We start from the raw sequence: 24,451 nt of genomic DNA on the forward strand, positions 1-24,451 counted from the left end.
GCATGAACGACCTGTCCCGCCAGGCAACCCGCCTTGAGGCCATCGAAGGCAGCTACGACAAGTGGCTGCTGGGCGCGATCATCGCGCTCACGGGCGTGGGCGTGGTGATGGTGGCGTCCAGTTCGATCGCGCTGATGAGCAGCCCGTTCTACTACCTCAATCGCCACCTGATCTTCCTGGCGGTGGGCATCGTGCTGGCGGTCATCGCCGCGCGCACCGAACTGAAGTCGATCGAGCAGTACAACCAGGTGCTGCTGCTGGGCTGCTTCGCGCTGTTGCTGGTGGTGTTCATTCCCGGCCTGGGCAGCAGCGTGAACGGCGCCCGTCGCTGGATCAACCTGGGCATTTCCAAGTTCCAGACCGTCGAAGCAGTGAAGGTGCTGTACATCGTGTGGCTGTCCAGCTACCTGGTGCGCTTCCGCGACGAAGTGAACGCGACCTGGCCGGCCATGCTGAAGCCACTGGGCGTGGCCGGTGCACTGGTGGTGCTGCTGCTGCTGCAGCCCGACTTCGGTTCGTCCACCCTGCTGCTGGCGATCACCGCCGGCATGCTGGTGCTGGGCGGGGTGAACATGCCGCGCATGTCGATGCCGGTGGTGATCGGCCTGGTGGGCATGAGCGCGCTGGCGATCATCGAGCCGTACCGCATGCGCCGCATCACCTCCTTCCTGGACCCGTGGGCCGACCAGCAGGGCGACGGCTATCAGCTGTCCAACGCGCTGATGGCGGTTGGACGCGGTGAGTGGACCGGCGTGGGCCTGGGCAATTCGGTGCAGAAGCTGTACTACCTGCCCGAAGCACATACCGACTTCATCTTCTCGGTCACCGCCGAGGAATTCGGCTTCCTGGGTACCTGCGTGATCATTGCCCTGTATGCACTGCTGGTGGGCCGTACCTTCTGGCTGGGCATGCGCTGCGTGGAAATGAAGCGCCACTTCTCCGGCTACATCGCCTTCGGCATCGGCCTGTGGATCAGCATGCAGACCTTCGTCTCGATCGGCGTGAACCTGGGCATCCTGCCGACCAAGGGCCTGACCCTGCCGCTCATCTCCTCCGGCGGTTCGTCGGTGCTGATGACCTGCGTGGCGATGGGCCTGCTGCTGCGCGTGTCCTATGAACTCAAACGTGCCGAGCGCCGCCAGGCCGTGCGCATCGGCGCGGCCGACGAAGGCGCACCGGTAGCAGCGGCCAGCGCGCCGGCAGCCGCGACCGCACCGGCCGCGACGCCTTCGATGGCCAACGCTGCGGCCAGCACGGCGGCTGCGGCAGCGCCGGCGGCGGCTGCGCGTGGCACCAGCCGCCTGCAGTCGCGCATTGAACCGACCTTCGGGAGGCTGTCATGAGCGCCGCCCCGACCACCACGGCCAACAACCGCCCGGTGATGATCCTGGCCGGTGGTACTGGCGGTCACATCTTCCCCGGCCTGGCCGTGGCCCGCGTGCTGCGCGAGCGTGGCGTGCCGGTGACCTGGATGGGCGCCGACGGCGCCATGGAAACCCGCCTGGTGCCGCAGCACGGCATTCACATCGACACGCTGGCCATCACCGGACTGCGCGGCAAGGGCAAGCTGGCCCTGCTGGCCGCACCGTGGCGGCTGATGCGCGCATTGCGCGCGGCCGGCATGATCATCCGCCAGCGCCAGCCGCGCGCGGTGGTTGCCTTCGGTGGCTTCGCTTCCGGTCCCGGAGGCATGGCCACGCGCCTGCATGGCCTGCCGCTGATCGTGCACGAGCAGAACCGTGCGCCGGGCCTGACCAACCGCATCCTGTCGCGTTATGCGCGCCGCCTGCTGACCGGCTTCCCCGGCACCTTCGCCAAGGGCGAGGAGTTCGTCGGCAACCCGGTGCGCGCGGACATCGCCGCCATCGCACCGCCGGAGCAGCGCTTCGCCGACCGCCACGGTCCGCTGCGCGTGCTGGTGGTCGGTGGCAGCCAGGGCGCACGTGCGCTGAACACCGGCGTGCCGCAGGCCATTGCCGCGCTGGGTGCCGGCGTGGCGGTGCAGGTGCGCCACCAGAGTGGCGAGAAGATGCATGCCGAAGCGGTCGAGGCGTATGCCAAGGCCGGTGTGCAGGCTGAGATCACACCGTTCATCGCCGACATGGCCGACGCCTTCGCCTGGGCCGACCTGGTGGTGTGCCGTTCCGGCGCATCCACCCTGGCCGAGCTGTGCGCGGTGGGCGTGGGCAGTGTGCTGGTGCCATTCCCCGCCGCCGTGGATGACCACCAGACCCGCAACGCGGAATATCTGGTGGAGCGCAACGCGGCCGTGTTGCTGAAGCAGGACGGAACGCTGGCCGACGGCATTGCCGCACTGCTGCGCGAACTGTCCGAAAATCCCGCCCGCCGCATGCAGATGGCGCAAGCCGCGCGTGCTCTGGCCAAGGTCGATGCCGCCGAGCGCATCGCCGATATCATTCTTGAGGAAGCAGTATGAAGAAGGCCTGCCATAGCGCCTGCCACGCGCGAGGCCACGCATGATCCGCCGCCTGCATGACACCAACGATCTGGTGCGCGCGTTCCCGCGCGTGCATTTCGTCGGCATCGGCGGCACCGGCATGAGCGGCATCGCCGAAGTGATGCTGACCCTGGGCTATGAAGTGTCCGGTTCGGACAACGCCGACAATGCGGCCACCCGCCGCCTGGCCGGGCTGGGGGCGCGCATCATGCGCGGCCACTCCGCCGCCAACGTGCTGGGTACCGACTGCGTGGTGGTGTCCAGCGCCATCCGTGAAGACAACCCGGAACTGATGGAAGCGCGCAGCCAGCGCATTCCGATCATGCCCCGCGCGGCCATGCTGGCCGAGCTGATGCGCTTCCGCCGCGGCATCGCCGTGGCCGGCACCCATGGCAAGACCACCACCACCAGCCTGACCGCGGCGGTGCTGAGCGAAGGCGGCCTGGACCCGACGTTCGTGATCGGTGGCCAGCTGCTGGCCGCCGGTGCCAACGCCAAGCTGGGCGGTGGCCAGTGGCTGGTGGCCGAGGCCGACGAAAGCGATGGCAGCTTCCTGCGCCTGAACCCGCTGATGTCGATCATCACGAACATTGATGCCGACCATCTGGAAAACTACGGCAACGACTTTGCCCGCGTGCAGGCCGCGTTCGCCGAATTCCTGCAGCGCCTGCCGTTCTATGGCCTGGCCGTGCTGTGCATCGACGACCCGGAAGTGGCCGCGCTGGCCGCCAAGACCCCGCGCCACGTGATGAGCTACGGCATGAGCCCGCAGGCCGACGTGCGTGCGGAAAACGTGGTGCAGGAAGGTTCGCGCATGCGCTTCACCCTGCGCCTGCCGCAGGGCACCAGCCAGGAAGTGGTGCTGGCCCTGCCGGGCAAGCACAACGTGCTGAACGCACTGGCCGCTGCGGCGGTGGGCTGGCAGCTGGGCGTGGCCCCGGATGCGATCGCCCGCGCGCTGGAAAGCTTCGCCGGCGTGGGCCGCCGCTTCAACGACCTGGGCGAAGTGACCACCGCAAGTGGCGCCAAGGTGCGCATCATCGACGACTACGGTCATCACCCCAGCGAGCTGGAGGCAGTGTTCGCCGCGGCGCGCGGCGGCTGGACCGACAAGCGCCTGGTGGTGGCCTTCCAGCCGCATCGCTACAGCCGCACCCGCGACCAGTTCGACAAGTTCGCGGCGGTGCTGTCCAGCGTGGATGCGCTGGTGCTGAGCGAGGTCTACCCCGCCGGCGAGGAACCGATTGCCGGTGCCGATTCGCATGCGCTGGCCCGCGCCATCCGTGCGCGCGGCCGCAGCGAGCCGGTAGTGGTGGGCAAGGCCGCCGAGCTGGCCAGCGTGCTGCCGGACGTGCTGCAGGACGGTGACCTGCTGCTGATGATGGGTGCCGGCGACATTGGCGCCGTGGCCAGCCAGATCGCGGTGGACGGTTTCAAGGTGGAGGGCCAGGCGTGAGCACGCTGACCTTCCCGCCGCTGCGCAGCACCGACCCGGCCGTGTTCGGCCGCGTGGCCGTGCTGCTGGGCGGCACGTCCAGTGAGCGCGAGGTCTCGCTCGATTCCGGCCGCAACGTGCTCGAAGCGCTGCAGGCACGCGGTGTCGATGCGTTCGCCGTCGATGGCATTCCGGCGCTGGCCAAGGCGCTGGCCGCCGGTGGCATCGACCGCGTGTTCAACATCCTGCATGGCCACAACGGTGGCGGTGAGGACGGCATCGTGCAGGGCCTGATGGACGCCTTCGGCGTGCCGTACACCGGCTCCAGCGTGCTGGGTTCGGCGCTGAGCATGGACAAGATCCGCACCAAGCAGGTGTGGCTGTCGCTGGGCCTGCCGACCCCGCAGTACCGCAAGGTGACCGCAGAAAACGTGCATGCCAACGCGGCCGAGCTGGGCTTGCCGGTGGTGGTGAAGCCGGCCAACGAAGGTTCCAGCGTGGGCATCAGCCGGGTGACCGACGACGCCGGCCTGGACGAAGCGGTGGCCCTGGCCGCGCGCTACGACGGCCAGCTGCTGATGGAACAGATGGTGCTGGGCGACGAACTGACCGTGGCCATCCTGGGCGATGTGGCACTGCCGTCGATCCGCATCGTGCCCAAGGGCCAGTGGTACGACTACAACGCCAAGTACATCGCCGAAGACACCCAGTACCTGTGCCCGGGCCTGGAAGGCGCCGACGAGGAAGAGATCGGCCGCGTCGCGCTGGCCGCATTCCGCGCGGCGGGCTGCCGTGGCTGGGGCCGGGTGGACGTGATGCGTGACCGCGCCAGCGGCCGCTTCTTCCTGCTGGAAGTAAACACCGCCCCGGGCATGACCAGCCATTCGCTGGTGCCCAAGGCCGCCGCACAGGCCGGTATCGGTTTCGAGGAACTGGTGTGGCGCGTGCTGGAACAGACCCTGGAGGCATCGCACGCATGAACGCGGTGCTGCGCATCTTCGTCTGGCTGTTGGCGCTGTCGGTGGTCGCACTGCCGGTGGTGGCCGTGGTCAATGGCTGGGTCGGCGCCGAGCGCTGGCCGCTGGCGAAGCTGCGCGTGCACGGTGAGTTCAAGCGCGTGCCGCCGGAACAGCTGCAGCAGGTGCTGCTGCCGTATGCACACGCTGGTTTCTTCGCGGTGAAGCTGCAGGATGCACAGGACGCGCTGGAAAAGCTGCCTTGGGTGGAAAGCGCGCGCGTGCGCAAGCAGTGGCCGGATGTGCTGGAAGTGACCGTGGTCGAGCACAAGCCGTTCGCACGCTGGGGCAACGACCGCCTGCTGTCCGAGCAGGGCAAGCTGTTCCCCACGCCGAAGAAGCTGGCCGACCTGCAGCTGCCCGAGCTGGACGGCCCGGACAGCCAGACCGAAGAAGTGGTGAAGCTCTACAACGATTCGCGCGCACTGTTCGCACCGGCCGGCGTGGACGTGCGCCGGTTGAGCATGGATGCGCGCGGCAGCTGGTCGCTGCTGCTGAGCAATGGCACCGAAGTGGTGGTGGGCCGCGACGATGCCCGCTCGCGCCTGCAGCGCTTCGTGCGCGTGCTGCCGCAGCTGGCCAACCAGGCCGCACCGATTGAACGGGCGGACCTCCGCTATACCAATGGTTTCACGTTGAGCTGGGGCACCCCGCCCCCGGCCGACGCGCCGGCCACCCCGGCACGAAGGACGCAGGAAAGGACATGAATCGCAAGGGTGACAAATCGCTGATCGTCGGCCTGGATATCGGCACCTCCAAGGTGGTGGCGCTGGTGGGCGAGTATTCGCCGGGCAACCCGATCGAAGTGATCGGCATCGGCTCGCATGAATCGCGCGGCCTGAAGCGCGGCGTGGTGGTGGACATCGAATCGACCGTGCAGTCGATCCAGCGCGCGGTGGAAGAGGCCGAGCTGATGGCCGGCTGCGAGATCCGTTCGGTCTACGCCTCCATTTCCGGCAACCACGTGCAGTGCAAGAACTCGCCGGGCATCGTGCCGATCCGCGACGGTGAAGTGACCTGGGGCGACCTGGATCGCGTGCTGGACGCGGCCAAGGCCGTGGCCATTCCGGCCGACCAGAAGATTCTGCATGCCATTCCGCGCGAGTACGTGCTGGACGATTCGCAGGAAGGCATCCGCAACCCGGTGGGCATGACCGGCGTGCGCCTGGAAGTGCATGCGCACCTGGTGGTGTGCGCACAGTCGGCGGCGGCCAACATCAGCAAGTGCGTGCAGCGCTGCGGCCTGCAGGTGGACGACCTGGTGCTGTCCTCGCTGGCCTCCAGCGTGGCCGTGCTGACCGCCGACGAGAAGGAGCTGGGCGTGGTGCTGGTGGACATGGGCGCGGGCACCACCGATATCGCGGTGTTCGTGCAGGGCGCGATCTGCCACACCGCTTCGCTGCCGATTGCCGGCGACCACGTGACCAACGACATCGCGCACATGCTGCGCACGCCCACCCCGGAAGCCGAGCAGATCAAGGTGCGCTATGCCTGCGCGCTGGCCCAGCTGGCCACAGCCGAGGAAAGCATCCAGGTGCCGTCGGTGGGCGACCGCCCGCCGCGCCGCATGCCGCGCCATTCGCTGGCGCAGGCAGTGCAGGGCCGCTACGAGGAAATCTTCGAGATGGTGCAGGCCGAACTGCGCCGCTCCGGCTTCGAGGAACTGGTGCGCGCCGGCCTGGTGCTGACCGGTGGTGCATCGAAGATGGAAGGCGTGGTCGAACTGGCCGAGGAAATGCTGCAGATGCCGGTACGGGTGGGCATTCCGCAGCACGTGACCGGGCTGGGCGAAGTGGTGGGCAACCCGGTGCATGCCACCGGCGTGGGCCTGCTGCTGATGGGCAGCCAGAACGAACACCCGCGTCGCCCGTCGCTGCCCACCGGGCGCGCCGGCAGCATGTTCAAGAAATTGAAGACCTGGTTCCGCGGCGAGTTCTGACGCGCAACCTGCAGTACCCGGGCATGCCCGGTCGCAACACCCGCAACACCCGCACTACCGCTTCAAGGCAACACACAACCCACACAGCCGCAACGGCAACATGACGCGCAAAGGCAGGAGGCCTGAACGCCCATGCCACCGAAAGCGGATACAACGAGGACACGGACATGGCGCATTTTGAACTGATCGAAAAGATGGCACCCAATGCGGTGATCAAGGTGGTTGGCGTGGGCGGCGGCGGCGGCAATGCCGTGGCGCACATGGTCAACTCGGCAGTGGACGGCGTGGAATTCATCACCGCCAACACCGACTCGCAGGCCATCAAGAATTGCGGTGCCAAGCTGCAGCTGCAGCTGGGTACCAACGTCACCAAGGGCCTGGGCGCAGGCGCGAATCCGGAAGTGGGCCGCCAGGCCGCGCTGGAAGACCGCGAGCGCATCATGGATGCCCTGCAGGGCGCGGACATGGTGTTCATCACCGCCGGCATGGGCGGTGGCACCGGCACCGGCGCAGCACCGGTGGTGGCCCAGCTGGCCAAGGAAATGGGCATCCTGACCGTGGCCGTGGTCACCAAGCCGTTCCCGTTCGAAGGCCGTCGCCGCATGCAGGTGGCGCTGAAGGGCATCGAGGAACTGAGCCAGCACTGCGACTCGCTGATCACCATTCCCAATGAAAAGCTGATCACCGTGCTGGGCCGCAACGCCACCATGATCCAGGCGTTCCGCGCGGCCAACGACGTGCTGCAGGGCGCCGTGCAGGGCATCGCCGACCTGATCGTGCGCCCGGGCCTGATCAACGTCGACTTCGCCGACGTGCGCACCGTCATGTCCGAAATGGGCCTGGCGATGATGGGTACCGGCACCGCCCGTGGCGATGACCGCGCCCAGGCCGCCGCCGAATCGGCGATCCAGAACCCGCTGCTGGACGATGTGAACCTGGCCGGTGCCAATGGCATCCTGGTCAACATCACCGCCGGCGCCGACTTCACCATGGCCGAGTTCGACGAGATCGGCCGCACCATCGATGGCTTCGCTTCCGAAGACGCCACCGTGGTGGTCGGCACCGTGCTGGACCCGGACATGCAGGACGAAGTGCGCGTGACCGTGGTCGCCACCGGCCTGAACCGCGTTTCGGCCAGCAAGAGCCAGCGCCCGGGCGAGCGTGCACCGATCAAGCTGGTGCGCAACGCGACCACCGGCCAGCCGGAATTCGGCGACTTCGACAACGGCGGCGATGCCGTGTCCAAGGCGGTGGGTGGCATGGGCCTGGGCCTGCGTCGTGCCAGCAGCGACAGCGTGGCCGCGTCGACCCCGTCGGCGCCGAGCGCTTCGTCGCCGGCGGCGGCAGAACTGCCGAACGATTACCTGGACATCCCGGCGTTCCTGCGCCGCCAGGCGGACTGAGCGGGGTCGCCCGGGGCTTGTCCCCCCCGGGTTGCGCCACCATGTCCTGAAATGCGGGCGCCGGGCCAGGATGGGCCCGGCCGCCTTGCTTCACGCGGTCCCACCGGCGTCTGTACAGACGTTTCAGCCGGGGTACGGGACCCTGCGTGTTAATCTAGTGTGTCACTTCCGGTCTGCCCCCCATGATCCAGCAACGCACTCTCAAGAACACGATCCGCGCCACCGGCGTTGGCCTGCACAGCGGCGACAAGGTCTACATGACCCTGCGCCCGGCTCCGGTCAACCATGGCATCGTGTTCCGTCGCGTCGATCTGGACCCGGTGGTGGAAGTGCCCGCCAAGGCCGAACTGGTCACCGAAGTGACCCTGTGCACCGGCCTGACCTGCAACGACGCCAAGATCCAGACCGTCGAACACCTGATGTCGGCCCTGGCCGGTCTGGGTGTGGACAACATCATTGTCGAACTGTCCTCGCCGGAACTGCCGATCATGGACGGTTCCTCCGGCCCGTTCGTGTTCCTGCTGCAGTCGGCCGGCATCGTGGAGCAGAACGCGCCCAAGCGTTTCATCCGCGTGCTGAAGACCGTGGAAGTGACCGAGGGTGACAAGGTGGCCCGCTTCAGCCCGTACGAGGGCTACAAGCTGGGCTTCACCATCCAGTTCGACCACCCGATGATTCCGGCCAAGCAGTCGCGCCAGGAAATCGAATTCTCCACGCAGGCCTATACCAAGGAAATTTCCCGCGCGCGCACCTTTGGTTTCATGCGCGATCTGGAATACATGCGCGAGCGCAACCTGGGCCTCGGCGGCTCGATGGACAACGCGATCGTGCTGGACGAGTTCCGCGTGTTGAACGAAGACGGCCTGCGCTACGCCGACGAATTCGTGCGCCACAAGATTCTTGATGCGATTGGCGATCTGTATCTGGCCGGCGGCCAGGTGCTGGGGGCCTATGAAGGCTTCAAGTCGGGCCACGCGCTCAACAACAAGCTGGTGCGGGCGTTGATGGCCGATGCCACCGCCTGGGAATGGGCGACCTACGAATCGCCCAGCGTGGAAGCCCCGGTGGTGTACGCCATGCCGGCCTACGCCTGACTTTTCAAGTTGTTGAATTTCAACGAAAAGACGCCGCCCTGTGGGGCGGCGTTGTCGTTTCTGCAAGCCTGATGGCGCGCGCGGCCACGCGTGACGTGAATGCGCTCACCGGGTCACGGTTTTGTGAACCTCGCCGATCGAAAGCCTGAATTTAACGTTGTTTTAACAACAATCTAACGACTCGACCACGGGGTGCCGCTAGGATGCGACCCGGCCCCCGAAAATGTTTCACGCTGCGGTGACACGCGCGACGGGGAGTGGAGCTGGATGCTCCGCTGCCATCAGGACCCTTTTCCCGCTTTACCGGGGACATCCTGCAAGGCTGCCAAGGCGTCGCGTAGCCCTTTGTGCGTGGCGGCTGAAACTGCGTGGGGGCCATTCCGGTTGTCGTGCGCTGGGGAGCGCGAGGGAGTGGGAGACGCAGTTTTGATGGTCACCTTGGTGGCCTTCAGCCCGATGGACCGGGCCGCGTCGAGCAACTGGGCTTCGGCAAGCCGCAACCTGGCATGCCAGACCGGGGATTCGACGAGAAAAACGAGGTGTTCGCCGTCCACATTGGCCAACCGGCAACGGTTGCGCAGCGGGGGCGGCAGTTGGGGGCGCAACTGACGGTCCAGCGCGTCGAGCCACAAGGCACGCCGCAGCGGGTTCCCGCTTTTGTCCGCCATCACTGCATCCAGGGCCGGTTTCGGCTTGGACGCAGGGCGAACGCTGGATTTCGGCTCAGACATGAAAACTCACTGATGGCATTCAAAAAGATCGTAATCAAAACGCGTGAACGTCAGGCCAAATCGCCGCTCACGCGTCTGCGGTTCTACTTCGAGGACCGCCCCCGCGCCCTGCTGGGCAGCGTGCTCGGGGTAGGCTGCATTATCGGCCTTGCCGGTGGCTTCGGCGCCAGCGCGCTGAACGACTCGCGCCTGCAGGCCAAGGTCGACCGCCAGGAGGCCGAGCTGGCCAAGGTCCAGCGCGATGCGCAGACCCAGGTCAACGCACTGGCCGCACGCCTGGGCGAGCTGCAGGCCCAGGCCACGCGCCTGAACGCGCTGGGCGAACGGCTGACCCAGATGGGCAAGCTGGAAGACGGCGAATTCGACTTCAACGAGACCCCCGGTCTGGGTGACGGCGATGCCGGCGGCCCGACCGCGGACATCCCGGTGAAGGACGTCAACGCCGACTTACAGATGCTGGAGCAGCGCTTCGCTGCTGCCGGCCGCCAGTTGTCGGTGATGGACTCGCTGATGTTCGACCACCAGCTGCAGCAGAACGCCGTGCCCTCGCGCATGCCGATCCGCAACACCTACATCACGTCCAATTTCGGTACCCGTGCCGACCCGTTCGGTCGCGGTGCCGCCACCCACAAGGGCATGGACTTCCACGCCCGCGTCGGTGACCCGGTGATGTCGGTGGCCGATGGCGTGGTCAGCTTCTCCGGGGTGAAGGGCGGCTACGGCAACGTGGTCGACGTGGACCATGGCAACGGCTACGTGACCCGCTATGCGCACAATTCGCGGCTGGTGGTGAAGGTGGGCGACCTGGTGCGCGCCGGCCAGGAAGTGGCCAAGGCCGGTTCCACCGGCCGCTCGACCGGTGCCCACGTGCACTTCGAAGTCTGGGAAAACGGCAACGTGGTCAACCCGCGCAAGTTCCTGGGTGACGGCGGCAACACGCCGGTGGGACGTATCAGCCGCGGTTGAACCCGGTTGGGGGTCAGAGCCCTTTCGCTGTCGCGAAAGGGATCCGACCCCGATCCTGCGCAGGGTCGGATCCCTTCCGCAGTGCGGAAGGGCTCTGACCCCATCGGCAAAGGGTTGAAACCCCTGCCGCCCGTCCCAAGCTACAATGGGTGTTGCCATCGACAGGGCGCCAGGCGCCCTGTTTCGTTTGCGGCGGACGGATCCCCAGGGGGACGACCGGGCCGCTGTGTCCATCCAACCCGGTTCCTTCAATGATCAACAGCCTGCTTACCCGCGTATTTGGCAGTCGTAACGAACGACAGCTGCGCCAGCTCAACCGCATCGTCGCCAAGATCAATGCGCTGGAGCCGGAGATCGAGAAGCTTTCCGACGAGCAGCTGCAGGCCAAGACGCCGGAGTTCAAGCAGCGCATCGCCGGCGGTGAAGCCCTGGACAAGGTGCTGCCCGAAGCCTTCGCGGTCTGCCGCGAAGCGGGCCGCCGCGTGCTGGGCATGCGCCACTACGACGTGCAGCTGATCGGCGGCATGGTGCTTCACCTGGGCAAGATCGCAGAAATGCGCACCGGTGAAGGCAAGACCCTGGTGGCGACCCTGCCGGTGTACCTGAACGCGCTGGAAGGCAAGGGCGTGCACGTGGTCACCGTGAACGACTACCTGGCCCGCCGCGACGCCGCGCAGATGGGCAAGCTGTACAACTGGCTGGGCCTGAGCGTGGGCGTGGTCTACCCGGGCATGCCGCACAGCGACAAGCGCGAAGCCTACGCCGCCGACATCACCTACGGCACCAACAACGAATTCGGTTTCGACTACCTGCGCGACAACATGGCGCTGTCCAAGGCCGACCGCTACCAGCGCGGCCTGCACTACGCCATCGTCGACGAAGTCGACTCCATCCTGATCGACGAAGCGCGTACCCCGCTGATCATCTCCGGCCCGGCCGACGATTCCCCGGAGCTGTACATCCGCGTCAACCGTGTCGTGCCGAACCTGGTCAAGCAGGAAGCGGAAGACGGCGAGGGCGACTTCTGGGTCGACGAAAAGGGCAAGCAGGTGCACCTGTCCGAAGCGGGCATGGAGCACGCCGAGCAGCTGCTGGTCGACGCCGGCATCCTCGACGGCCAGACCGAAGGCCTGTACGCGGCGCAGAATCTGACCGTGGTCCATCACCTGAACGCCGCACTGCGCGCGCACGCCATCTACCAGCGTGACGTGGACTACATCGTGCGCGACGGCGAAGTGGTCATCGTCGATGAGTTCACCGGCCGTACCCTGTCCGGCCGCCGCTGGTCCGACGGCCTGCACCAGGCCGTGGAAGCGAAGGAAGGCGTGCCGGTGCAGCGCGAGAACCAGACGCTTGCCAGCATCACCTTCCAGAACCTGTTCCGCATGTACAAGAAGCTGTCCGGCATGACCGGTACGGCCGATACCGAAGCATTCGAATTCCAGAGCATCTACGGCCTGGAAGTGGTGGTCATTCCGACCAACCGCCCGACCATCCGCAAGGACAGCCCGGACCAGGTGTTCCTGAACCGCAAGGGCAAGTTCAATGCGGTCCTGGCCGACATCGAAGAGTGCGCCAAGCGCGGCCAGCCGGTGCTGGTCGGTACCACCTCGATCGAAACATCGGAAATGCTGTCCGAGCACCTTCGCAAGGCCGGTGTGAAGCACGAGGTGCTGAACGCCAAGCAGCATGACCGCGAAGCGACCATCGTGGCCAATGCCGGTCGCCCGGCCGCCGTGACCATCGCCACCAACATGGCCGGCCGTGGTACCGACATCGTGCTGGGCGGTTCGCTGGAAGCGGAAATCCACGAGCTGGGCGAGGGCGCGACCGACGAGCAGAAGGCCGCGATCAAGGCCGAATGGCAGAAGCGCCACGATGCCGTGAAGGCCGCGGGCGGCCTGCACATCGTCGGTACCGAGCGCCACGAATCGCGCCGTATCGACAACCAGCTGCGCGGTCGTTCCGGCCGCCAGGGTGACCCGGGTTCGTCCCGCTTCTACCTGTCGCTGGAAGACAACCTGATGCGCATCTTCGCCTCTGACTGGGTGCAGAAGGCCATGCGCATGATGGGCATGAAGGAAGACGACGTCATCGAGGACCGCCTGGTCAGCCGCCAGATCGAAAAGGCGCAGCGCAAGGTCGAAGCGCACAACTTCGATATCCGCAAGAACCTGCTCGACTTCGACGACGTCAACAACGACCAGCGCAAGGTGATCTACGCCCAGCGCGATGAACTGCTGGACGCCGAATCGGTGAAGGACAACGTCGACGGCATCCGCGACGACGTGATCTTCGACGTGGTGGCGCGCTTCGTGCCGCCGAACTCGATCGATGAACAGTGGGACCTGCGCGGCCTGGAAGCCACCCTGGAATCGGATTTCGGCCTGCAGATGTCGCTGGTCGACATGGTCAAGTCGCACGAAGAACTGGACGCCGAAGCCATCGCCGCCAAGGTGCTGGAGCGTGTGAACCAGCACTTCGCCGAGAAGGAAGCCGGCGTGGGCGAAGAGACCATGCGTGCGCTGGAAAAGCACGTGATGCTGACCGTGCTGGACCAGAGCTGGAAGGAGCACCTGGCCCGCATGGACTACCTGCGCCAGGGCATCTACCTGCGCGGCTATGCGCAGAAGCAGCCCAAGCAGGAGTACAAGAAGGAAGCCTTCGAGCTGTTCTCGGACATGCTGGAAAACGTGAAGCGCGAAGTGGTGACCCTGCTGGCCCGCGTGCGTATCCGCAGCGACGAGGAAGTGCAGGCACTGGAAGCGGCCGAACGCCAGCAGGCGCAGGCACGCCTGAGCCAGTCGCAGTTCCAGCACCAGGATGCCGGTGGCTACAGCGCCGACGAAGAAGCCGCCCAGGTGCAGGCCGCCCAGCAGGGCGTGGCGCAGCGCCAGCGCGACGAGCCCAAGGTCGGCCGCAACGATCCGTGCCCCTGCGGCAGTGGCAAGAAGTTCAAGCACTGCCACGGCCAGCTGAGCTGACTCAGGAAGCCCCGCGAAAGCGGGGCTTTCTCGTTACGGCCGCGGCGACGTCCCGCTGCCTGCCGGCCGCCGGCATTGCGCGAAGCCCTGCCGATTCGGCATCCTGCCCCCATGCCATCCCCGAAACGATCCATTCATGTGGTGGCCGCCGTCATCACCGATGCCCGCGGCCGCCTGCTGCTGAACCGCCGCACCGAGAACCGCGACATGGCCGGGCTGTGGGAATTCCCCGGCGGCAAGCGCGAAACGGGCGAGACGTCCGAACAGGCGCTGGTACGCGAGCTGCGCGAAGAGCTGGGCATCGAGGCCGACATCGGCGACTGGCTGATGGAGGTGCCGCAGCAGTACCCCGACAAGCACCTGACCCTGGAAGTGCGCCATGTGCGCAGCTGGAAGGGCAGCCCGCGCGGTCGCGAGGGCCAGGCGATCACCTGGGTGGCCCCGGACAAACTGGGCCGCTATTCCATGCCGCCGGCCGATCTGCCGGTGGTGGCCGCGCTGCGCCAGCCCGACCAGTATCTGATCACGCCGGCGCCGGCCGATGACGATGCGCTGGCGCAGCAGTGGCAGCAGCAGCTGCAGCAGGCGGTCGCGCTGGGCCACGCGCGCATCCAGCTGCGCGTGCCGCCGCAGCACCCGCAGCGGCAGGCCTTGATTGAAAGCGCCGTGCGGTCGCACGGGCGGGGCGGCCCGCAGTGGCTGCTGAACCGCGATATCGAACTGGCCCGTGCATTGGGGGTGGGCGTGCACCTGGGCAGCGAACAGCTGCTGGCGCTGGCCGAACGCCCCTTGCCCGTGGGGCAGCTGGTGGCCGCATCCTGCCATGATCTGGCGCAGCTGCAGGCCGCGCAGCGCCTGGGCTGCGATTTCGCGGTGCTGGGCCCGGTGCAGGCGACCGCCAGCCATCCTGGGGCGAGCCCGCTGGGCTGGGAGGGCTTCGCCGCGCTGCGCGCGCAGGTGTCGCTGCCGATCTACGCACTGGGGGGCATGGGCCCGCAGCACGTGGCCGACGCCCGCCGCCATGGCGCGCAGGGCATCGCCGCCATCCGCGGCCTGTGGCCGGTGTGACGTGGCGGGGTCAGAGCCGCGCTGCGCGCGGATCCGACCCCGTCCTCACAGCGTGATCCAGAAACACCCGTACTGCCGCCGCAGGCCCACCACCGTGGCCGCGCGCGTGGCGCTGCCCGGCAGCGTCTGTTCCAGCCGCAGGCCGACCGGATGACGGCGCGCCGGCGCCTCAGGGTCCGGCGCCTCAGTGCCTTCAGCGTCGGATCCCTGCTGCGCAGGGCTCTGACCCGCATCCACCACCTCCTGTGGGTACACCGGAACCACATCCACCAGCGGCCTGCGCACCACCGATTCCAACTGCCCCAGGATGCGCTGCGCCCCCGCGTCCGACACGGCGCCCCACAGGTACAGCGTCGACAGCCGATTCACGTCCCGGGTCGCCACGGCGGTCTGCACGGCCTGCACCAGTTCACTCAGCCGACGCGGGCACTGCGCACCGAGCGTGTCGCGCTGCGCGATGGCACCGGCCGGCGCGGGCGGCGGTTGTCGCGATCGTGCGCCCAGGCTGTCGCAGGGGCGGTCGGTGTACACGCTCTGGCCCTGCGCATCGGCGCATCGGTTAACGCGTGTGGCCTGGGCGTGGGCCAGCACCGGCAGGCTGGCCAGCACAACGGCCAGCACGGCGGGAAATGCGAGGTTCATGGGACCAGCGTAACGCCGATGCCGACACAGTTGTGCGTAATCAGCCCTGCAACAGCTTCAATACCGACACGGTCGGCTTGGCCAGGTTCAGGGTGTAGAAGTGCAGCCCCGGTGCACCGCCTTCGACCAGGCGCTGGCACATTCGGGCCACCACTTCGGCACCGAACGCCCGCACCGATTCCGCATCATCGCCGTAGGCCTGCATCCTGCGCCCGATCCAGCGCGGGATCTCGGCGCCGCATTGTTCGGAAAACCGGCGAAGCTGGCTGAAGTTGGCAATGGGCATGATGCCCGGCACGATCGGCACGGTCACGCCCAGCTTGCGCACGGCGTCCACGAAGTGGAAATACGCATCGGCATTGAAGAAGTACTGGGTGATGGCAGCATCGGCACCGGCATCGATCTTGGCCTTGAAGTGCTTCAGGTCCGCCAATGCGTCCGGCGCCTGCGGATGGGTTTCCGGGTAGGCACCCACTTCGATGCGGAAGGCATCGCCGTGCTCGGCGCGGATGAAGGCGATCAGTTCAGCGGCGTAGCGCATGTCGCCGGGGAAACCCATGCCCGACGGCAGGTCGCCGCGCAACGCGACCAGGCGGCGGCAGCCGATGGCGCGATACAGCTTCAGCAGTTCGCGGATCTCCTGGCGGGTCCCGCCCACGCAGGACAGATGAGGCGCCGCTTCGAAGCCATGGTGCTGGTTGAGATGGCGCACCGTTTCAGAGGTGTAGCTGAGCGTGGAGCCCCCGGCGCCGAAGGTACAGGACACATACTCGGGCGCGTAGATCTTCAGCCTGGCGGCGGCACGGTCCAGCTGGCCACGCTGCTCGTCGGTCTTGGGCGGGTAGAACTCGAAGCTGATGGCGGTCATGGCACGGGCGGCGGCGGCGGGTAGGGGCTAGTATATCGCTTCATCAAGATGGATGTGAATTTGTGTGGGCGAGAAGTGGCCCCTGGCGGGCGACCGTTCATCCCGCTGCGCGGCCGTTGCTCCTGAAGGGCAACCCTGGGCCATGGACCGCCGGCACGCTGCGCGCATGGCACTTTCGCCGATGATGGAGCACAACCATGAAGACACTGTTGGCACGACTGGCGATGATCGGCGTGGCGATGACGCTGGGGGCGGGGGGGCCGGTGCATGCTGCCGCGACACCCAGTGGCGCCCTCCAGGTCGAGGTTGTCGGCACGGGGCGGCCGCTGCTGATGATTCCCGGCCTGAACAGCAGTGCAGAGGTCTGGCGCCAGACCTGCCTGGCGCTGAAGGATGTGCAGTGCCATCTGGTCCAGCTGCCTGGTTTCGCCGGCGCTGCGCCTGCGGATCCGCTGCCGGACGATTTCCTGCCGGCCATGCGCGATCAGCTGCTGGCCTATGTGCATGAGCAGAAGCTGGACCATCCGGCGGTGATCGGCCACAGCCTGGGCGGCGTGGTGACCCTGGACATGGCAGTGCAGGAGCCGGATGCGCTGGGGCCGTTGGTCATTGTCGATGCCGTGCCGTTCTATGCCGGCATGCAGAATCCACAGGCCACCGCGCAGAGCGTGCGCACGCTGGCCGGGCAGATGCGCGCCTCCATGCTGGCGGCGGACGCGGCCAGCTACCAGGCGCAGGCCGAGGCGGGGCTGGCACCGTTGACCAACGTCGCCGAGCGGCTGCCGGAACTGAAACGCTGGGGCCGCGACAGTGACCGGGCCACCACGGCCGCCGCAATGTATTCGATGCTGGTGCATGATCTGCGGCAGGCCGTGTCCGGCATCCGTTCGCCCACGCTGGTGCTCGGGGCGTGGGCCTCTTACCAGTCCTTCGGTGCCACCGAGGCCTCGGCGCGCACGATCTTCCAGACGCAGTACGCGGCACTGCCGGGTGTGCGCATCGAACTGAGCGCCGACGGCCACCATTTCCTGATGTGGGATGATCCGCACTGGCTGCAGACGCAGGTGCAGGCGTTTCTGGACAGCCACCGCTGATGCTTGTTGCCCTGGGTTGCCGCCATGCCTGATACCTCCTCCACGCCGCGCTTCTGGTTGATCAACGGCATCGGCTGGGCGCTGTTCTGCGCGCTCAGTCTGGCGATGAGCGGTGTCTTCGGTGCCGGCGCCAGCAGCGGCGGAACGTTGATCAGCGTGGGTTTGGCCCTTGCACTGTGCGGTGTCAGCGGGGGAGTTCGCGCGCTGGCATTGGCGCGCCAGTGGTGGCAGCTGGAGGTCGGCGCGCTGGCCGTGCGGCTGGCGCTGGCGGTGTTGCTGGGCGCGGCGCTGGCGCAGCTGCTGCTGACGGCCGTGCTGCAGCCGGCACTGGCGCTGGGCTGGGTGGATTTCGCTGGCCGGCCGGCCGATTTCCGCCCGCTTGCACGCGTGGTCTACTGGCTCAATACCGTGCTGGTGCTGGGACTGTGGACGGCGGTGTGGGCCGGCCTGCACAGCGTGCGCCGTGCGCGCCATGCCGAACTGGCCCGCCTGCGCGCCGAGGCCGAACGCAACGCTTTGGAGCGCGATGCCCTGCGTGCGCGGCTCAATCCGCACTTCGTGTTCAATGCACTGAACAACCTGCGCGCGCTGATCCTGGAAGACCCCGAGCGCGCCCGCGACATGGTCACCCGGCTGTCGCGTACGTTGCGCCAGGCATTGGCGCACAACCGCAGCGAGCAGGTCACCCTGGCCGAGGAGCTGGCCGTGGTCGATGACTATCTGGCCATCGAAAGCATTCACTTCGAACAGCGCCTGCAGGTGCACCGCCACATCAATGCCGACGCTCTGCAGGCACTGCTGCCTGCGATGGCGCTGCAACTGCTGGTGGAAAACGCGATCAAGCACGGCATTGCCCAGCGCCCGGGTGGTGGGGAGGTGCGGATCCATGCCGCGCTGGACCATGGCGTGCTGCGCCTGCGGGTGGACAACCCGCGGGCTGGCGGCAGCGGCCCCCCCCATGGCCATGGCGTCGGCCTGGCCTACCTGCGTGCGCAGCTCGGCAGCCAGGGGCAATTCACCCTGCGGCCAGCGGGCGAGAACATGCAGGCGCTGCTGGAGATTCCGCAATGAATGACCTGCTGCGTGTGTTGATCGTCGATGATGCGCGCCTGGCGCGGCAGGAACTGCGCACGCTGTTGTCGGCCTGGCCGTGGGTGCAGTGCGTGGGCGAGGCCGATGATGTACCCGCCGCCCGCGCGTCGATCACCACGCTGGCACCGGACCTGGTGCTGCTGGATGTGCAGATGCCGACCGGCAGCGGATTCGATGTGCTGGACGGGCTGGAGACCGTGCCGGCGGTGGTGTTTGTCACCGCGTATGACACCTATGCGGTGCGCGCCTTCCAGGCCAACGCGCTGGATTACCTGGTCAAGCCGGTGGAGGCACCGCGGTTGCTGGACGCGTTGCAGCGGGCACGCCAGCGTGAGGTGCCTGCCGCGCCGCCGCTGGCCAGCGGCAATCGCTTGAACCCGCAGGACCAGGTGTTCGTGCGCGACGGCGAACGGTGCTGGTTCGTGGCGGTGGGCGAGATCCGCCGGCTGGTGGTGGATGGCAATTACACGCGCCTGTGGTTCCGCGACCAGAACGCACTGCTGGCGCGCAGTCTGAGTGCACTGGAGGCGCGACTGCCAGCGGACATGTTTTTCCGTGCCAACCGCAACACGCTGGTGAACCTGCGCCGCATCCGCTCGGTGACCCCCAGTGTGGGTGATGGCTACGATCTGGCGTTGGATGATGGCAGCGAGGTGGAAGTGTCGAGGCGGCAGGCACGGGAGCTGCGCGAACGGATGGCGCTGTAGGTCCATGCAGGGGTTACCCTGTGCAGAGACCCCTGCCTGCACTGACCATGTCCATCGTCCTCACCGAATTCGCCCGTCCCCGCCTGTTCCCGCGCGTGCCGCGTGGCAACACCATCCAGGACGTCAGCGCCGAGCAGTTCCAGGCGCACTTGAACGCGCATGCGCCGTTCAAGGTGCTGGATGGCTATGCGCCGTTCTGCAAACTGTTCGTCTATGAGAACTGGACCAGCACGCGCTGCCTGACCGTGCCGGTCACTGATGCCAACCGGCACCTGCTGCGCAGCGGCTATGAAGCGCGCAACCGCGAGGAGCTGCCGGTACTGGTGCGGTGGTTCGAGGGCGTGGAATCGCCGCGCGCGAACTACCTGGTGGTGATCCTGTACAGCGCCGAGCAGCTGGCGAAGGAAGGCTCGCCGATCGAAGCCGACTGGGGCATCGTCGGCTGCATCTACACCGCCGAGCCGGAAGAAGTGCCGATGGCCCCGATCACCATGATGCGCAATGCGCTGGGCGTGGAGGAGGGCGGTTCCGGCGTGCCGCTGGACCGCGAGGCGTACCGGCGTTCGGTGGAATTCTGGGAAAACAACGCCAACTGGCGGCCGTAGGGGCAGGGCGGGTCATGCGCATCCACGCATGGCGTGGATCTACTCGTGGTGTTGATGGCGGGGGAGACGTATCCACGCATGGCGTGGATCTACCCGTGTTGTCAGTAGAGCCACGCCATGCGTGGCTGCTTCACCGTTCGATGGTTTTCCACTCCCACCACGGGTAGTGATACTCGCGGTCGATGGCCTGCCAGTGCTGGCCGCAGTGGGTGCAGGCGACGCTGTGGCAGTCGCCCCAGCCATCCTCCGCTGCGTCGAGCGACAGCAGCTGCATCTGCCCGTGTTCGATCAGCCGACGAGGGTCGAAGAACGGATAGCCGGGGTTGAGTGCACACAGGCAGCCGGCGCCCGCCTGCCAGTAACGCAGCCGCTGCAGCGCAGCCTTCAGGTGTGCCTGGTTGCTGACCAGCATGCCGCCCAGCGCAATGCCTGCGCTGCGCTGCTCGATCAACGCCGCATGCGGCGCCAGCGCATCCAGTGGCGCGGCATCGAACAGGCAGGCGAGCGTGCGTGCAGCGTCGGTGATGCGCCCGCCGTCGCCTGACAGCAGGTCCTGCAGCAGCGCCTGGGCCTGGGCATCGCGCAGCATGGGGGCTGGCGCCGCAGACCAGGGCCAGCGCATCAGCGCGCCTTGCCGATGGTCGCGAACTGGCCGCCGGTCAGCCGCAGCAGGTCAGCCGGTGCCAGTTCCACCTCCAGGCCGCGACGACCCGCACTGACGTGCAGCGTGTGCAGGGATTCCGCACTGGCGTCGAGGAAGGTACGCAGGCGCTTTTTCTGGCCCAGCGGGCTGATGCCACCGACCAGATAGCCGGTCGCGCGCTGTGCTGCATCGGCAGCGGCCATCTCGCATTTCCTGCAGTGGGCGGCTTCGGCCAGCGCCTTCAGGTCCAGCTGACCGGCGACCGGCACGATGGCCACCAGCAGTTCGTGGGTGTCGGTGCTGGCCAGCAGGGTCTTGAACACCTGTGCCGGATCCAGGCCGAGCTTCTCCACGGCTTCGCCACCATAGGAGGCGGCCTGGGCATCGTGCACGTAGCTGCGCACGCTGTGGGCGATGTTCTCGCGCTTGAGCAGATTGATGGCGGGGGTCATGCGTGCATCGTAGCGCGCAGGCGCGGGCCTGCCTTGACCGAGGCTACTGGCGGGCCCCTGCGATAATGCGCGCTGCACACCGTCTGGAATTTCATCATGCGCGCACCGCCCCTGCTTCATGGCCTGACCCTGGATAGCGAGCCGTGTGCGGGCCCGTACCCACCGCAGGGCTTCTGGCCGCTCGCCGAAGGTGCACTGGGCAACGGTGATCAGTTCGGTCTGTACTGGCCGCTGGGTCGCGAGGCGGAGCCGCCCGTGGTCTGCGAAATGTTCCATGACGAAGGGCGCATGGTCTTCCGCCATTCCTCGCTGGATGTCTTCGCGCAGTGGCTGGATGCCGGTGGCGCGGAACAGGACGACGATGACGGCTGCGAGCCGCGTGAGCACGCGGTACCGGATGCGGGATCGCCGTTGCCCTTGATCGAGCGCGCGCAGCGGCATGTACAGGCCGCTGAACCGGCCCAGGCAATCGGGTTGCTGGAGGATGCCTGCAGCCACTTTCCGGAACTGCAGCGCGCGTGGGCCATGCTGGCAGGGCAGCAGATGCGCCTGGGCCAGCATGCGGCGGCCGTGGCGGCGGCACGTGCGGCGATCCTGGCCAACTGGGCTTTCGGCATTCCCGAGCCCGGGGTGCTGCGCATGCTGCGGGCCACCGATGCGGCCGGCGATCCTGTGCTGGCGATGGCCCAGCAGATGGGGTTCGCCTTCGGCGGCGCCAAGACCAACCCGGACTATGCGCTGATGCAGGCGTGCATTGATCAGTGCTGGGAGGCGGGAGACACGCTGGCGGCACTGCGCGTGAGCCAGAACCGCTGCTACGCCTTGAGCAGCGAGACGGTTTCCTTCCGGCAGCGCGAGGGCTTCGACCTGGAGGCCTGGCGCCGCGACTTCGCCGCACAGTGCCAGCGTGCCCTGCACGATGACCGGCAGCGCATGTAGATCCTGGCCATGGGGTCGGAGCCCTTTCCGGTGAAAGGGATCCGACCCCGCGACGCGGGATCAGCGCGACATCGACTGCTGCGTCTGTATCTGTTCCTGGGTCTGCCGCTGCGACAGCTCGTTGTCCAGCGCCTGGCTCTGCCGCGTGCTGTCCTGCAGCTTCTGGTTCACCGCCTGCGACAGGTCGACGTAGGTGCGGTGCATGGCGGGATCGCCGAGCTGGCCCTGCACCGCGAACACGCCCTGGTTGTCCGGCCGCGCCAGCACGGTATCGACCTGGCTCATGCCGGCCACCTTGGACTCGTAAGCCACCTGGCCCGCGGCGTTCTCGAGCTGGCTGCGGTCATTGAACAGCGGCGACAGACCGCCCTGGCGGCGCTGTTCTTCCAGCGCTTCCAGCTTTTCCACGACCTGCTGGTAACGCGGGTTGTCGGCGTGGCCCGGGGTGGCCATGGTCGGTTCGGCCGCTGCGCGTTCCTGTTCGGACGCCTGCGCGCGCTGCTGGGTGGCTGCATCCAGCGCCCCCAGGGTTGCGCCGCCGGCCTTGCCGTCAACGGTGAGCTGGTGGTCACGCTGGAACTGCTTGACCGCTTCCAGGGTGCCGGGGCCGAAATCACCATCGGCCACCAGCGGCTTGCCGTCCTTGCCCAGGTAGCCCAGGTCCGACAGCTTCTGCTGCATGGCCTGCACCTCATCGCCCTTGCTGCCGTTCACCAGCACGCCGTTGCCGGCAGGCGTGCCGGGCGAACCATGCGAGGGGGCATGGGTGGGAGTGATGCCGAGCTGGGTCATGGCCCGGTCGAAGCGCTCATCGCGGCTGGCCACGGCGCCCGGCGCCTGGATGCCGTACTTGGTGGCATCGACGAAGTTCTGCACGTCGCCGCGGGTTGGCGGATTGCCGGCCTGTATGGTGCCGCCCTGCAGCTTTTCCGCGTTGCCGGCCAGATAGTTGATGAACTGCGGGCCCATGCTGCCGAACTGGTTGTCGTAGTCGGCCATGGCCAGCTGCAGTTCCGGGTTGGCCGCGATGGCATCGGCCGCGGCCGGGTTGGTTGCACGCACCTTGGCGATGGCTTCGTCTACGCGTTCGATGGCGCTGTCCAGCTTTGCGTTGGTGAGCTCGTCCATCTTCGCCTGCGGAATGGCCTGCAGCTTGGCGTCGAGCGCCGCCAGCTGCTGGGTGTTCAGCCCGCCCTGCTGGGAAAGCAGTTCGATGTCACCGGCGGTGAAGCCGTTGTCGCGCAGGAAGCGCCGGGCCTGCGGATTGCCGCCGACGTCGAACTGCACCAGCCCGAACGAGTAGGTGCTGGCACCCTTCTGCGCGTATGCAAAGTGGTCCAGGTGGCGGGTATTGCCACCCAGCTCAGTGTTGAGGAACAGCGTGGACAGCTGTTCACGGGTAATCGTGGAATCCGTTGCCATGGTCATCGTCCTTCAATGAGAGAAAGGAGGCGGGTGCGCCCGGCGAAGGTCAGCCGGCGCAGTGCTGCTGGGTGAAGCCGAGCAGTTGCCGGGTGGCCTGGGGGCCATACGCGGCCGGTGCCGGTTCCAGCGCGAACTGGCCGACCATCTGGTTGCTGCACAGCTGCACGTTGCGCTTGCCGGCGGCGGTTTCCTGGGTGCAGTTGGCCGCCAGCAGGGCATTCGGTCCGCCGCCCATGTTGGTGGCGGCAGTGCAGCCCAGCAGGCGGCCTTCCTGGCCGTTTTCACCCAGCAGCGTGTTGAAGGCAGCCAGCTGGCTGTTGGGATCGCGCAGAACCAGCGTGTCCACGCATTGCTGCTGGCCGTCGGGCGTTTCGCAGGCATCCTGGTCGACCAGGCCGCCACGGGTGGCGGTCAGCACCTTGATGCGGTCGGCGAACACCTGCTGCAGGCACTGTGCGTCGCCGCACAGGTCGCGCGTGTGCTGGGTCCAGCGCTGCTGCTCGGCCTGCAGCCGGGTCTGGCCTGCACTGTCCAGGGTGGCCTGTGCGGCCGCCACCGCCTTGCCCAGGTCCGCGTCCAGCCCGGTCAGGGCCGGGTCTTTGCAGATCAGGGCCTGCGCCGGCGATGCGCCGTCGGCGCAGGCCGTGCTGCCTGCGGGGGCGGCGACCGGGGCGTTGGCGCTGCTGCCGCCGGTGCCGGCCGGTTCGCTGGCTGCTGCCGGCGCGGTGGCCTGGGCGTCGCCGGACGTCGGGGCGCAGGCGGCCAGCAGGGCCACCCAGCACAGGGTCATCAGGGGCTTCAGGGTCCGGGTCATACGTTCACTCTTGCGCTGCATGTCGATCCTTTGATGTCTGCGTCCTGGCGCATGGCCTGCGGGCGGCAGGCATGGG

23 protein-coding genes are annotated in these 24,451 nt (G+C 67.4%); 16 read left to right on the plus strand and 7 right to left on the minus strand.

Annotated elements, in window-relative coordinates; genetic code table 11:
* Nucleotides 1-2 precede the first annotated feature (2 nt).
* From ftsW to lpxC, 8 genes are all read left to right on the plus strand, one after another.
* The gene (gene ftsW / locus RTY46_RS03060; RefSeq protein ID WP_312706615.1) at nucleotides 3-1,343 is read left to right on the plus strand and encodes a putative lipid II flippase FtsW; all 1,341 of its coding nucleotides are present in this window, start codon (nucleotides 3-5) and stop codon (nucleotides 1,341-1,343) included.
* Nucleotides 1,340-2,437: an undecaprenyldiphospho-muramoylpentapeptide beta-N-acetylglucosaminyltransferase gene (gene murG / locus RTY46_RS03065; RefSeq protein ID WP_312706616.1), complete on the plus strand. Its 1,098-nt coding sequence runs from the start codon at nucleotides 1,340-1,342 to the stop codon at nucleotides 2,435-2,437. The genes ftsW and murG overlap by 4 nt, the downstream gene beginning before the upstream one ends.
* Before the next feature lie 40 nt (nucleotides 2,438-2,477).
* Nucleotides 2,478-3,914, plus strand: a complete 1,437-nt coding sequence (murC, locus tag RTY46_RS03070; protein WP_312706617.1) for a UDP-N-acetylmuramate--L-alanine ligase — start codon at nucleotides 2,478-2,480, stop codon at nucleotides 3,912-3,914.
* Nucleotides 3,911-4,873: a D-alanine--D-alanine ligase gene (locus tag RTY46_RS03075; RefSeq protein ID WP_312706618.1), complete on the plus strand. Its 963-nt coding sequence runs from the start codon at nucleotides 3,911-3,913 to the stop codon at nucleotides 4,871-4,873. The genes murC and RTY46_RS03075 overlap by 4 nt, the downstream gene beginning before the upstream one ends.
* Nucleotides 4,870-5,616 (plus strand): cell division protein FtsQ/DivIB, encoded by a 747-nt coding sequence (locus tag RTY46_RS03080; RefSeq protein ID WP_312706619.1) that lies wholly within the window; start codon nucleotides 4,870-4,872, stop codon nucleotides 5,614-5,616. Before RTY46_RS03075 ends, RTY46_RS03080 begins: the two co-directional genes overlap by 4 nt.
* Nucleotides 5,613-6,848: a cell division protein FtsA gene (ftsA, locus tag RTY46_RS03085; RefSeq protein ID WP_079220634.1), complete on the plus strand. Its 1,236-nt coding sequence runs from the start codon at nucleotides 5,613-5,615 to the stop codon at nucleotides 6,846-6,848. Before RTY46_RS03080 ends, ftsA begins: the two co-directional genes overlap by 4 nt.
* A 167-nt stretch (nucleotides 6,849-7,015) precedes the next feature.
* Nucleotides 7,016-8,251 (plus strand): cell division protein FtsZ, encoded by a 1,236-nt coding sequence (gene ftsZ, locus RTY46_RS03090; RefSeq protein WP_108748533.1) that lies wholly within the window; start codon nucleotides 7,016-7,018, stop codon nucleotides 8,249-8,251.
* Between the two features lie 182 nt (nucleotides 8,252-8,433).
* Nucleotides 8,434-9,345 (plus strand): UDP-3-O-acyl-N-acetylglucosamine deacetylase, encoded by a 912-nt coding sequence (gene lpxC / locus RTY46_RS03095; RefSeq protein ID WP_312706620.1) that lies wholly within the window; start codon nucleotides 8,434-8,436, stop codon nucleotides 9,343-9,345.
* A gap of 281 nt (nucleotides 9,346-9,626) precedes the next feature.
* Here the strand turns inward: lpxC and RTY46_RS03100 are convergent, their stop codons facing one another.
* Complete coding sequence (locus RTY46_RS03100; protein WP_312706621.1) at nucleotides 9,627-10,076, minus strand: DUF721 domain-containing protein; 450 nt, start codon at nucleotides 10,074-10,076, stop codon at nucleotides 9,627-9,629.
* Between the two features lie 12 nt (nucleotides 10,077-10,088).
* On the opposite strand from RTY46_RS03100, the gene RTY46_RS03105 reads away from it, so the two are divergent.
* The 3 genes from RTY46_RS03105 to RTY46_RS03115 all read left to right on the plus strand — a co-directional run bounded on the left by RTY46_RS03105 (nucleotide 10,089) and on the right by RTY46_RS03115 (nucleotide 15,094).
* On the plus strand, nucleotides 10,089-11,042 hold the full coding sequence (locus tag RTY46_RS03105; protein WP_312706622.1) for a M23 family metallopeptidase: 954 nt from the start codon (nucleotides 10,089-10,091) through the stop codon (nucleotides 11,040-11,042).
* Between the two features lie 251 nt (nucleotides 11,043-11,293).
* Nucleotides 11,294-14,026, plus strand: coding sequence for a preprotein translocase subunit SecA (gene secA, locus RTY46_RS03110; protein ID WP_312706623.1), 2,733 nt, complete (start codon nucleotides 11,294-11,296; stop codon nucleotides 14,024-14,026).
* 111 nt (nucleotides 14,027-14,137) lie between these two features.
* The gene (locus tag RTY46_RS03115; protein WP_312706624.1) at nucleotides 14,138-15,094 is read left to right on the plus strand and encodes a Nudix family hydrolase; all 957 of its coding nucleotides are present in this window, start codon (nucleotides 14,138-14,140) and stop codon (nucleotides 15,092-15,094) included.
* A gap of 45 nt (nucleotides 15,095-15,139) precedes the next feature.
* Here RTY46_RS03115 and RTY46_RS03120 read toward each other — a convergent pair whose 3' ends face one another.
* Together RTY46_RS03120 and metF are read right to left on the minus strand one after the other, a co-directional pair.
* Nucleotides 15,140-15,736: a DUF4124 domain-containing protein gene (locus RTY46_RS03120; protein WP_312706625.1), complete on the minus strand. Its 597-nt coding sequence runs from the start codon at nucleotides 15,734-15,736 to the stop codon at nucleotides 15,140-15,142.
* Nucleotides 15,737-15,776: 40 nt separating this feature from the next.
* The gene (gene metF, locus RTY46_RS03125) at nucleotides 15,777-16,604 is read right to left on the minus strand and encodes a methylenetetrahydrofolate reductase [NAD(P)H] (protein ID WP_312706626.1); all 828 of its coding nucleotides are present in this window, start codon (nucleotides 16,602-16,604) and stop codon (nucleotides 15,777-15,779) included.
* Between the two features lie 197 nt (nucleotides 16,605-16,801).
* On the opposite strand from metF, the gene RTY46_RS03130 reads away from it, so the two are divergent.
* The 4 genes from RTY46_RS03130 to RTY46_RS03145 are packed head-to-tail and all read left to right on the plus strand — an operon-like array spanning nucleotide 16,802 to nucleotide 20,102.
* Complete coding sequence (locus tag RTY46_RS03130) at nucleotides 16,802-17,698, plus strand: alpha/beta hydrolase (protein ID WP_312706627.1); 897 nt, start codon at nucleotides 16,802-16,804, stop codon at nucleotides 17,696-17,698.
* Between the two features lie 24 nt (nucleotides 17,699-17,722).
* Nucleotides 17,723-18,769 (plus strand): histidine kinase, encoded by a 1,047-nt coding sequence (locus tag RTY46_RS03135; protein ID WP_312706628.1) that lies wholly within the window; start codon nucleotides 17,723-17,725, stop codon nucleotides 18,767-18,769.
* Nucleotides 18,766-19,497 (plus strand): LytTR family DNA-binding domain-containing protein, encoded by a 732-nt coding sequence (locus tag RTY46_RS03140; protein ID WP_312706629.1) that lies wholly within the window; start codon nucleotides 18,766-18,768, stop codon nucleotides 19,495-19,497. Before RTY46_RS03135 ends, RTY46_RS03140 begins: the two co-directional genes overlap by 4 nt.
* A gap of 47 nt (nucleotides 19,498-19,544) precedes the next feature.
* On the plus strand, nucleotides 19,545-20,102 hold the full coding sequence (locus tag RTY46_RS03145; RefSeq protein WP_108752191.1) for a DUF3228 family protein: 558 nt from the start codon (nucleotides 19,545-19,547) through the stop codon (nucleotides 20,100-20,102).
* Between the two features lie 130 nt (nucleotides 20,103-20,232).
* On the opposite strand, the gene RTY46_RS03150 is transcribed toward RTY46_RS03145, so the two are convergent.
* Nucleotides 20,233-20,724 carry a hypothetical protein gene (locus RTY46_RS03150; protein WP_312706630.1) on the minus strand — a complete coding sequence of 164 codons (492 nt, stop codon included), beginning with the start codon at nucleotides 20,722-20,724 and terminating at the stop codon, nucleotides 20,233-20,235.
* Nucleotides 20,724-21,197 (minus strand): Cys-tRNA(Pro) deacylase, encoded by a 474-nt coding sequence (gene ybaK, locus RTY46_RS03155; RefSeq protein ID WP_312706631.1) that lies wholly within the window; start codon nucleotides 21,195-21,197, stop codon nucleotides 20,724-20,726. Before ybaK ends, RTY46_RS03150 begins: the two co-directional genes overlap by 1 nt.
* 96 nt (nucleotides 21,198-21,293) lie before the next feature.
* Between ybaK and RTY46_RS03160 the strand changes: the two genes are divergently transcribed.
* Entirely contained in the window at nucleotides 21,294-22,136 is an 843-nt protein-coding gene (locus tag RTY46_RS03160; protein WP_312706632.1) for a hypothetical protein, read from the plus strand.
* 60 nt (nucleotides 22,137-22,196) lie between these two features.
* On the opposite strand, the gene RTY46_RS03165 is transcribed toward RTY46_RS03160, so the two are convergent.
* Complete coding sequence (locus RTY46_RS03165) at nucleotides 22,197-23,558, minus strand: peptidoglycan-binding domain-containing protein (protein WP_312706633.1); 1,362 nt, start codon at nucleotides 23,556-23,558, stop codon at nucleotides 22,197-22,199.
* Between the two features lie 49 nt (nucleotides 23,559-23,607).
* On the minus strand, nucleotides 23,608-24,375 hold the full coding sequence (locus RTY46_RS03170; RefSeq protein WP_312706634.1) for a lysozyme inhibitor LprI family protein: 768 nt from the start codon (nucleotides 24,373-24,375) through the stop codon (nucleotides 23,608-23,610).
* Nucleotides 24,376-24,451: the final 76 nt, after the last annotated feature.

It is taken from the genome of Stenotrophomonas sp. (assembly GCF_032056425.1).
GTDB lineage: Bacteria > Pseudomonadota > Gammaproteobacteria > Xanthomonadales > Xanthomonadaceae > Stenotrophomonas.

What these genes read in the sequence shown, in the direction of transcription:
- ftsW (WP_312706615.1), top strand. Translation starts at nt 3, where the DNA reads ATGAACGACCTGTCCCGCCAGGCAACCCGCCTTGAGGCCATCGAAGGC.
- murG (WP_312706616.1), top strand. Translation starts at nt 1,340, where the DNA reads ATGAGCGCCGCCCCGACCACCACGGCCAACAACCGCCCGGTGATGATC.
- murC (WP_312706617.1), top strand. Translation starts at nt 2,478, where the DNA reads ATGATCCGCCGCCTGCATGACACCAACGATCTGGTGCGCGCGTTCCCG.
- RTY46_RS03080 (WP_312706619.1), top strand. Translation starts at nt 4,870, where the DNA reads ATGAACGCGGTGCTGCGCATCTTCGTCTGGCTGTTGGCGCTGTCGGTG.
- ftsA (WP_079220634.1), top strand. Translation starts at nt 5,613, where the DNA reads ATGAATCGCAAGGGTGACAAATCGCTGATCGTCGGCCTGGATATCGGC.
- ftsZ (WP_108748533.1), top strand. Translation starts at nt 7,016, where the DNA reads ATGGCGCATTTTGAACTGATCGAAAAGATGGCACCCAATGCGGTGATC.
- lpxC (WP_312706620.1), top strand. Translation starts at nt 8,434, where the DNA reads ATGATCCAGCAACGCACTCTCAAGAACACGATCCGCGCCACCGGCGTT.
- RTY46_RS03100 (WP_312706621.1), bottom strand. Translation starts at nt 10,076, where the DNA reads ATGTCTGAGCCGAAATCCAGCGTTCGCCCTGCGTCCAAGCCGAAACCG.
- RTY46_RS03105 (WP_312706622.1), top strand. Translation starts at nt 10,089, where the DNA reads ATGGCATTCAAAAAGATCGTAATCAAAACGCGTGAACGTCAGGCCAAA.
- secA (WP_312706623.1), top strand. Translation starts at nt 11,294, where the DNA reads ATGATCAACAGCCTGCTTACCCGCGTATTTGGCAGTCGTAACGAACGA.
- RTY46_RS03115 (WP_312706624.1), top strand. Translation starts at nt 14,138, where the DNA reads ATGCCATCCCCGAAACGATCCATTCATGTGGTGGCCGCCGTCATCACC.
- RTY46_RS03120 (WP_312706625.1), bottom strand. Translation starts at nt 15,736, where the DNA reads ATGAACCTCGCATTTCCCGCCGTGCTGGCCGTTGTGCTGGCCAGCCTG.
- metF (WP_312706626.1), bottom strand. Translation starts at nt 16,604, where the DNA reads ATGACCGCCATCAGCTTCGAGTTCTACCCGCCCAAGACCGACGAGCAG.
- RTY46_RS03130 (WP_312706627.1), top strand. Translation starts at nt 16,802, where the DNA reads ATGAAGACACTGTTGGCACGACTGGCGATGATCGGCGTGGCGATGACG.
- RTY46_RS03135 (WP_312706628.1), top strand. Translation starts at nt 17,723, where the DNA reads ATGCCTGATACCTCCTCCACGCCGCGCTTCTGGTTGATCAACGGCATC.
- RTY46_RS03140 (WP_312706629.1), top strand. Translation starts at nt 18,766, where the DNA reads ATGAATGACCTGCTGCGTGTGTTGATCGTCGATGATGCGCGCCTGGCG.
- RTY46_RS03145 (WP_108752191.1), top strand. Translation starts at nt 19,545, where the DNA reads ATGTCCATCGTCCTCACCGAATTCGCCCGTCCCCGCCTGTTCCCGCGC.
- RTY46_RS03150 (WP_312706630.1), bottom strand. Translation starts at nt 20,724, where the DNA reads ATGCGCTGGCCCTGGTCTGCGGCGCCAGCCCCCATGCTGCGCGATGCC.
- ybaK (WP_312706631.1), bottom strand. Translation starts at nt 21,197, where the DNA reads ATGACCCCCGCCATCAATCTGCTCAAGCGCGAGAACATCGCCCACAGC.
- RTY46_RS03160 (WP_312706632.1), top strand. Translation starts at nt 21,294, where the DNA reads ATGCGCGCACCGCCCCTGCTTCATGGCCTGACCCTGGATAGCGAGCCG.
- RTY46_RS03165 (WP_312706633.1), bottom strand. Translation starts at nt 23,558, where the DNA reads ATGGCAACGGATTCCACGATTACCCGTGAACAGCTGTCCACGCTGTTC.
- RTY46_RS03170 (WP_312706634.1), bottom strand. Translation starts at nt 24,375, where the DNA reads ATGACCCGGACCCTGAAGCCCCTGATGACCCTGTGCTGGGTGGCCCTG.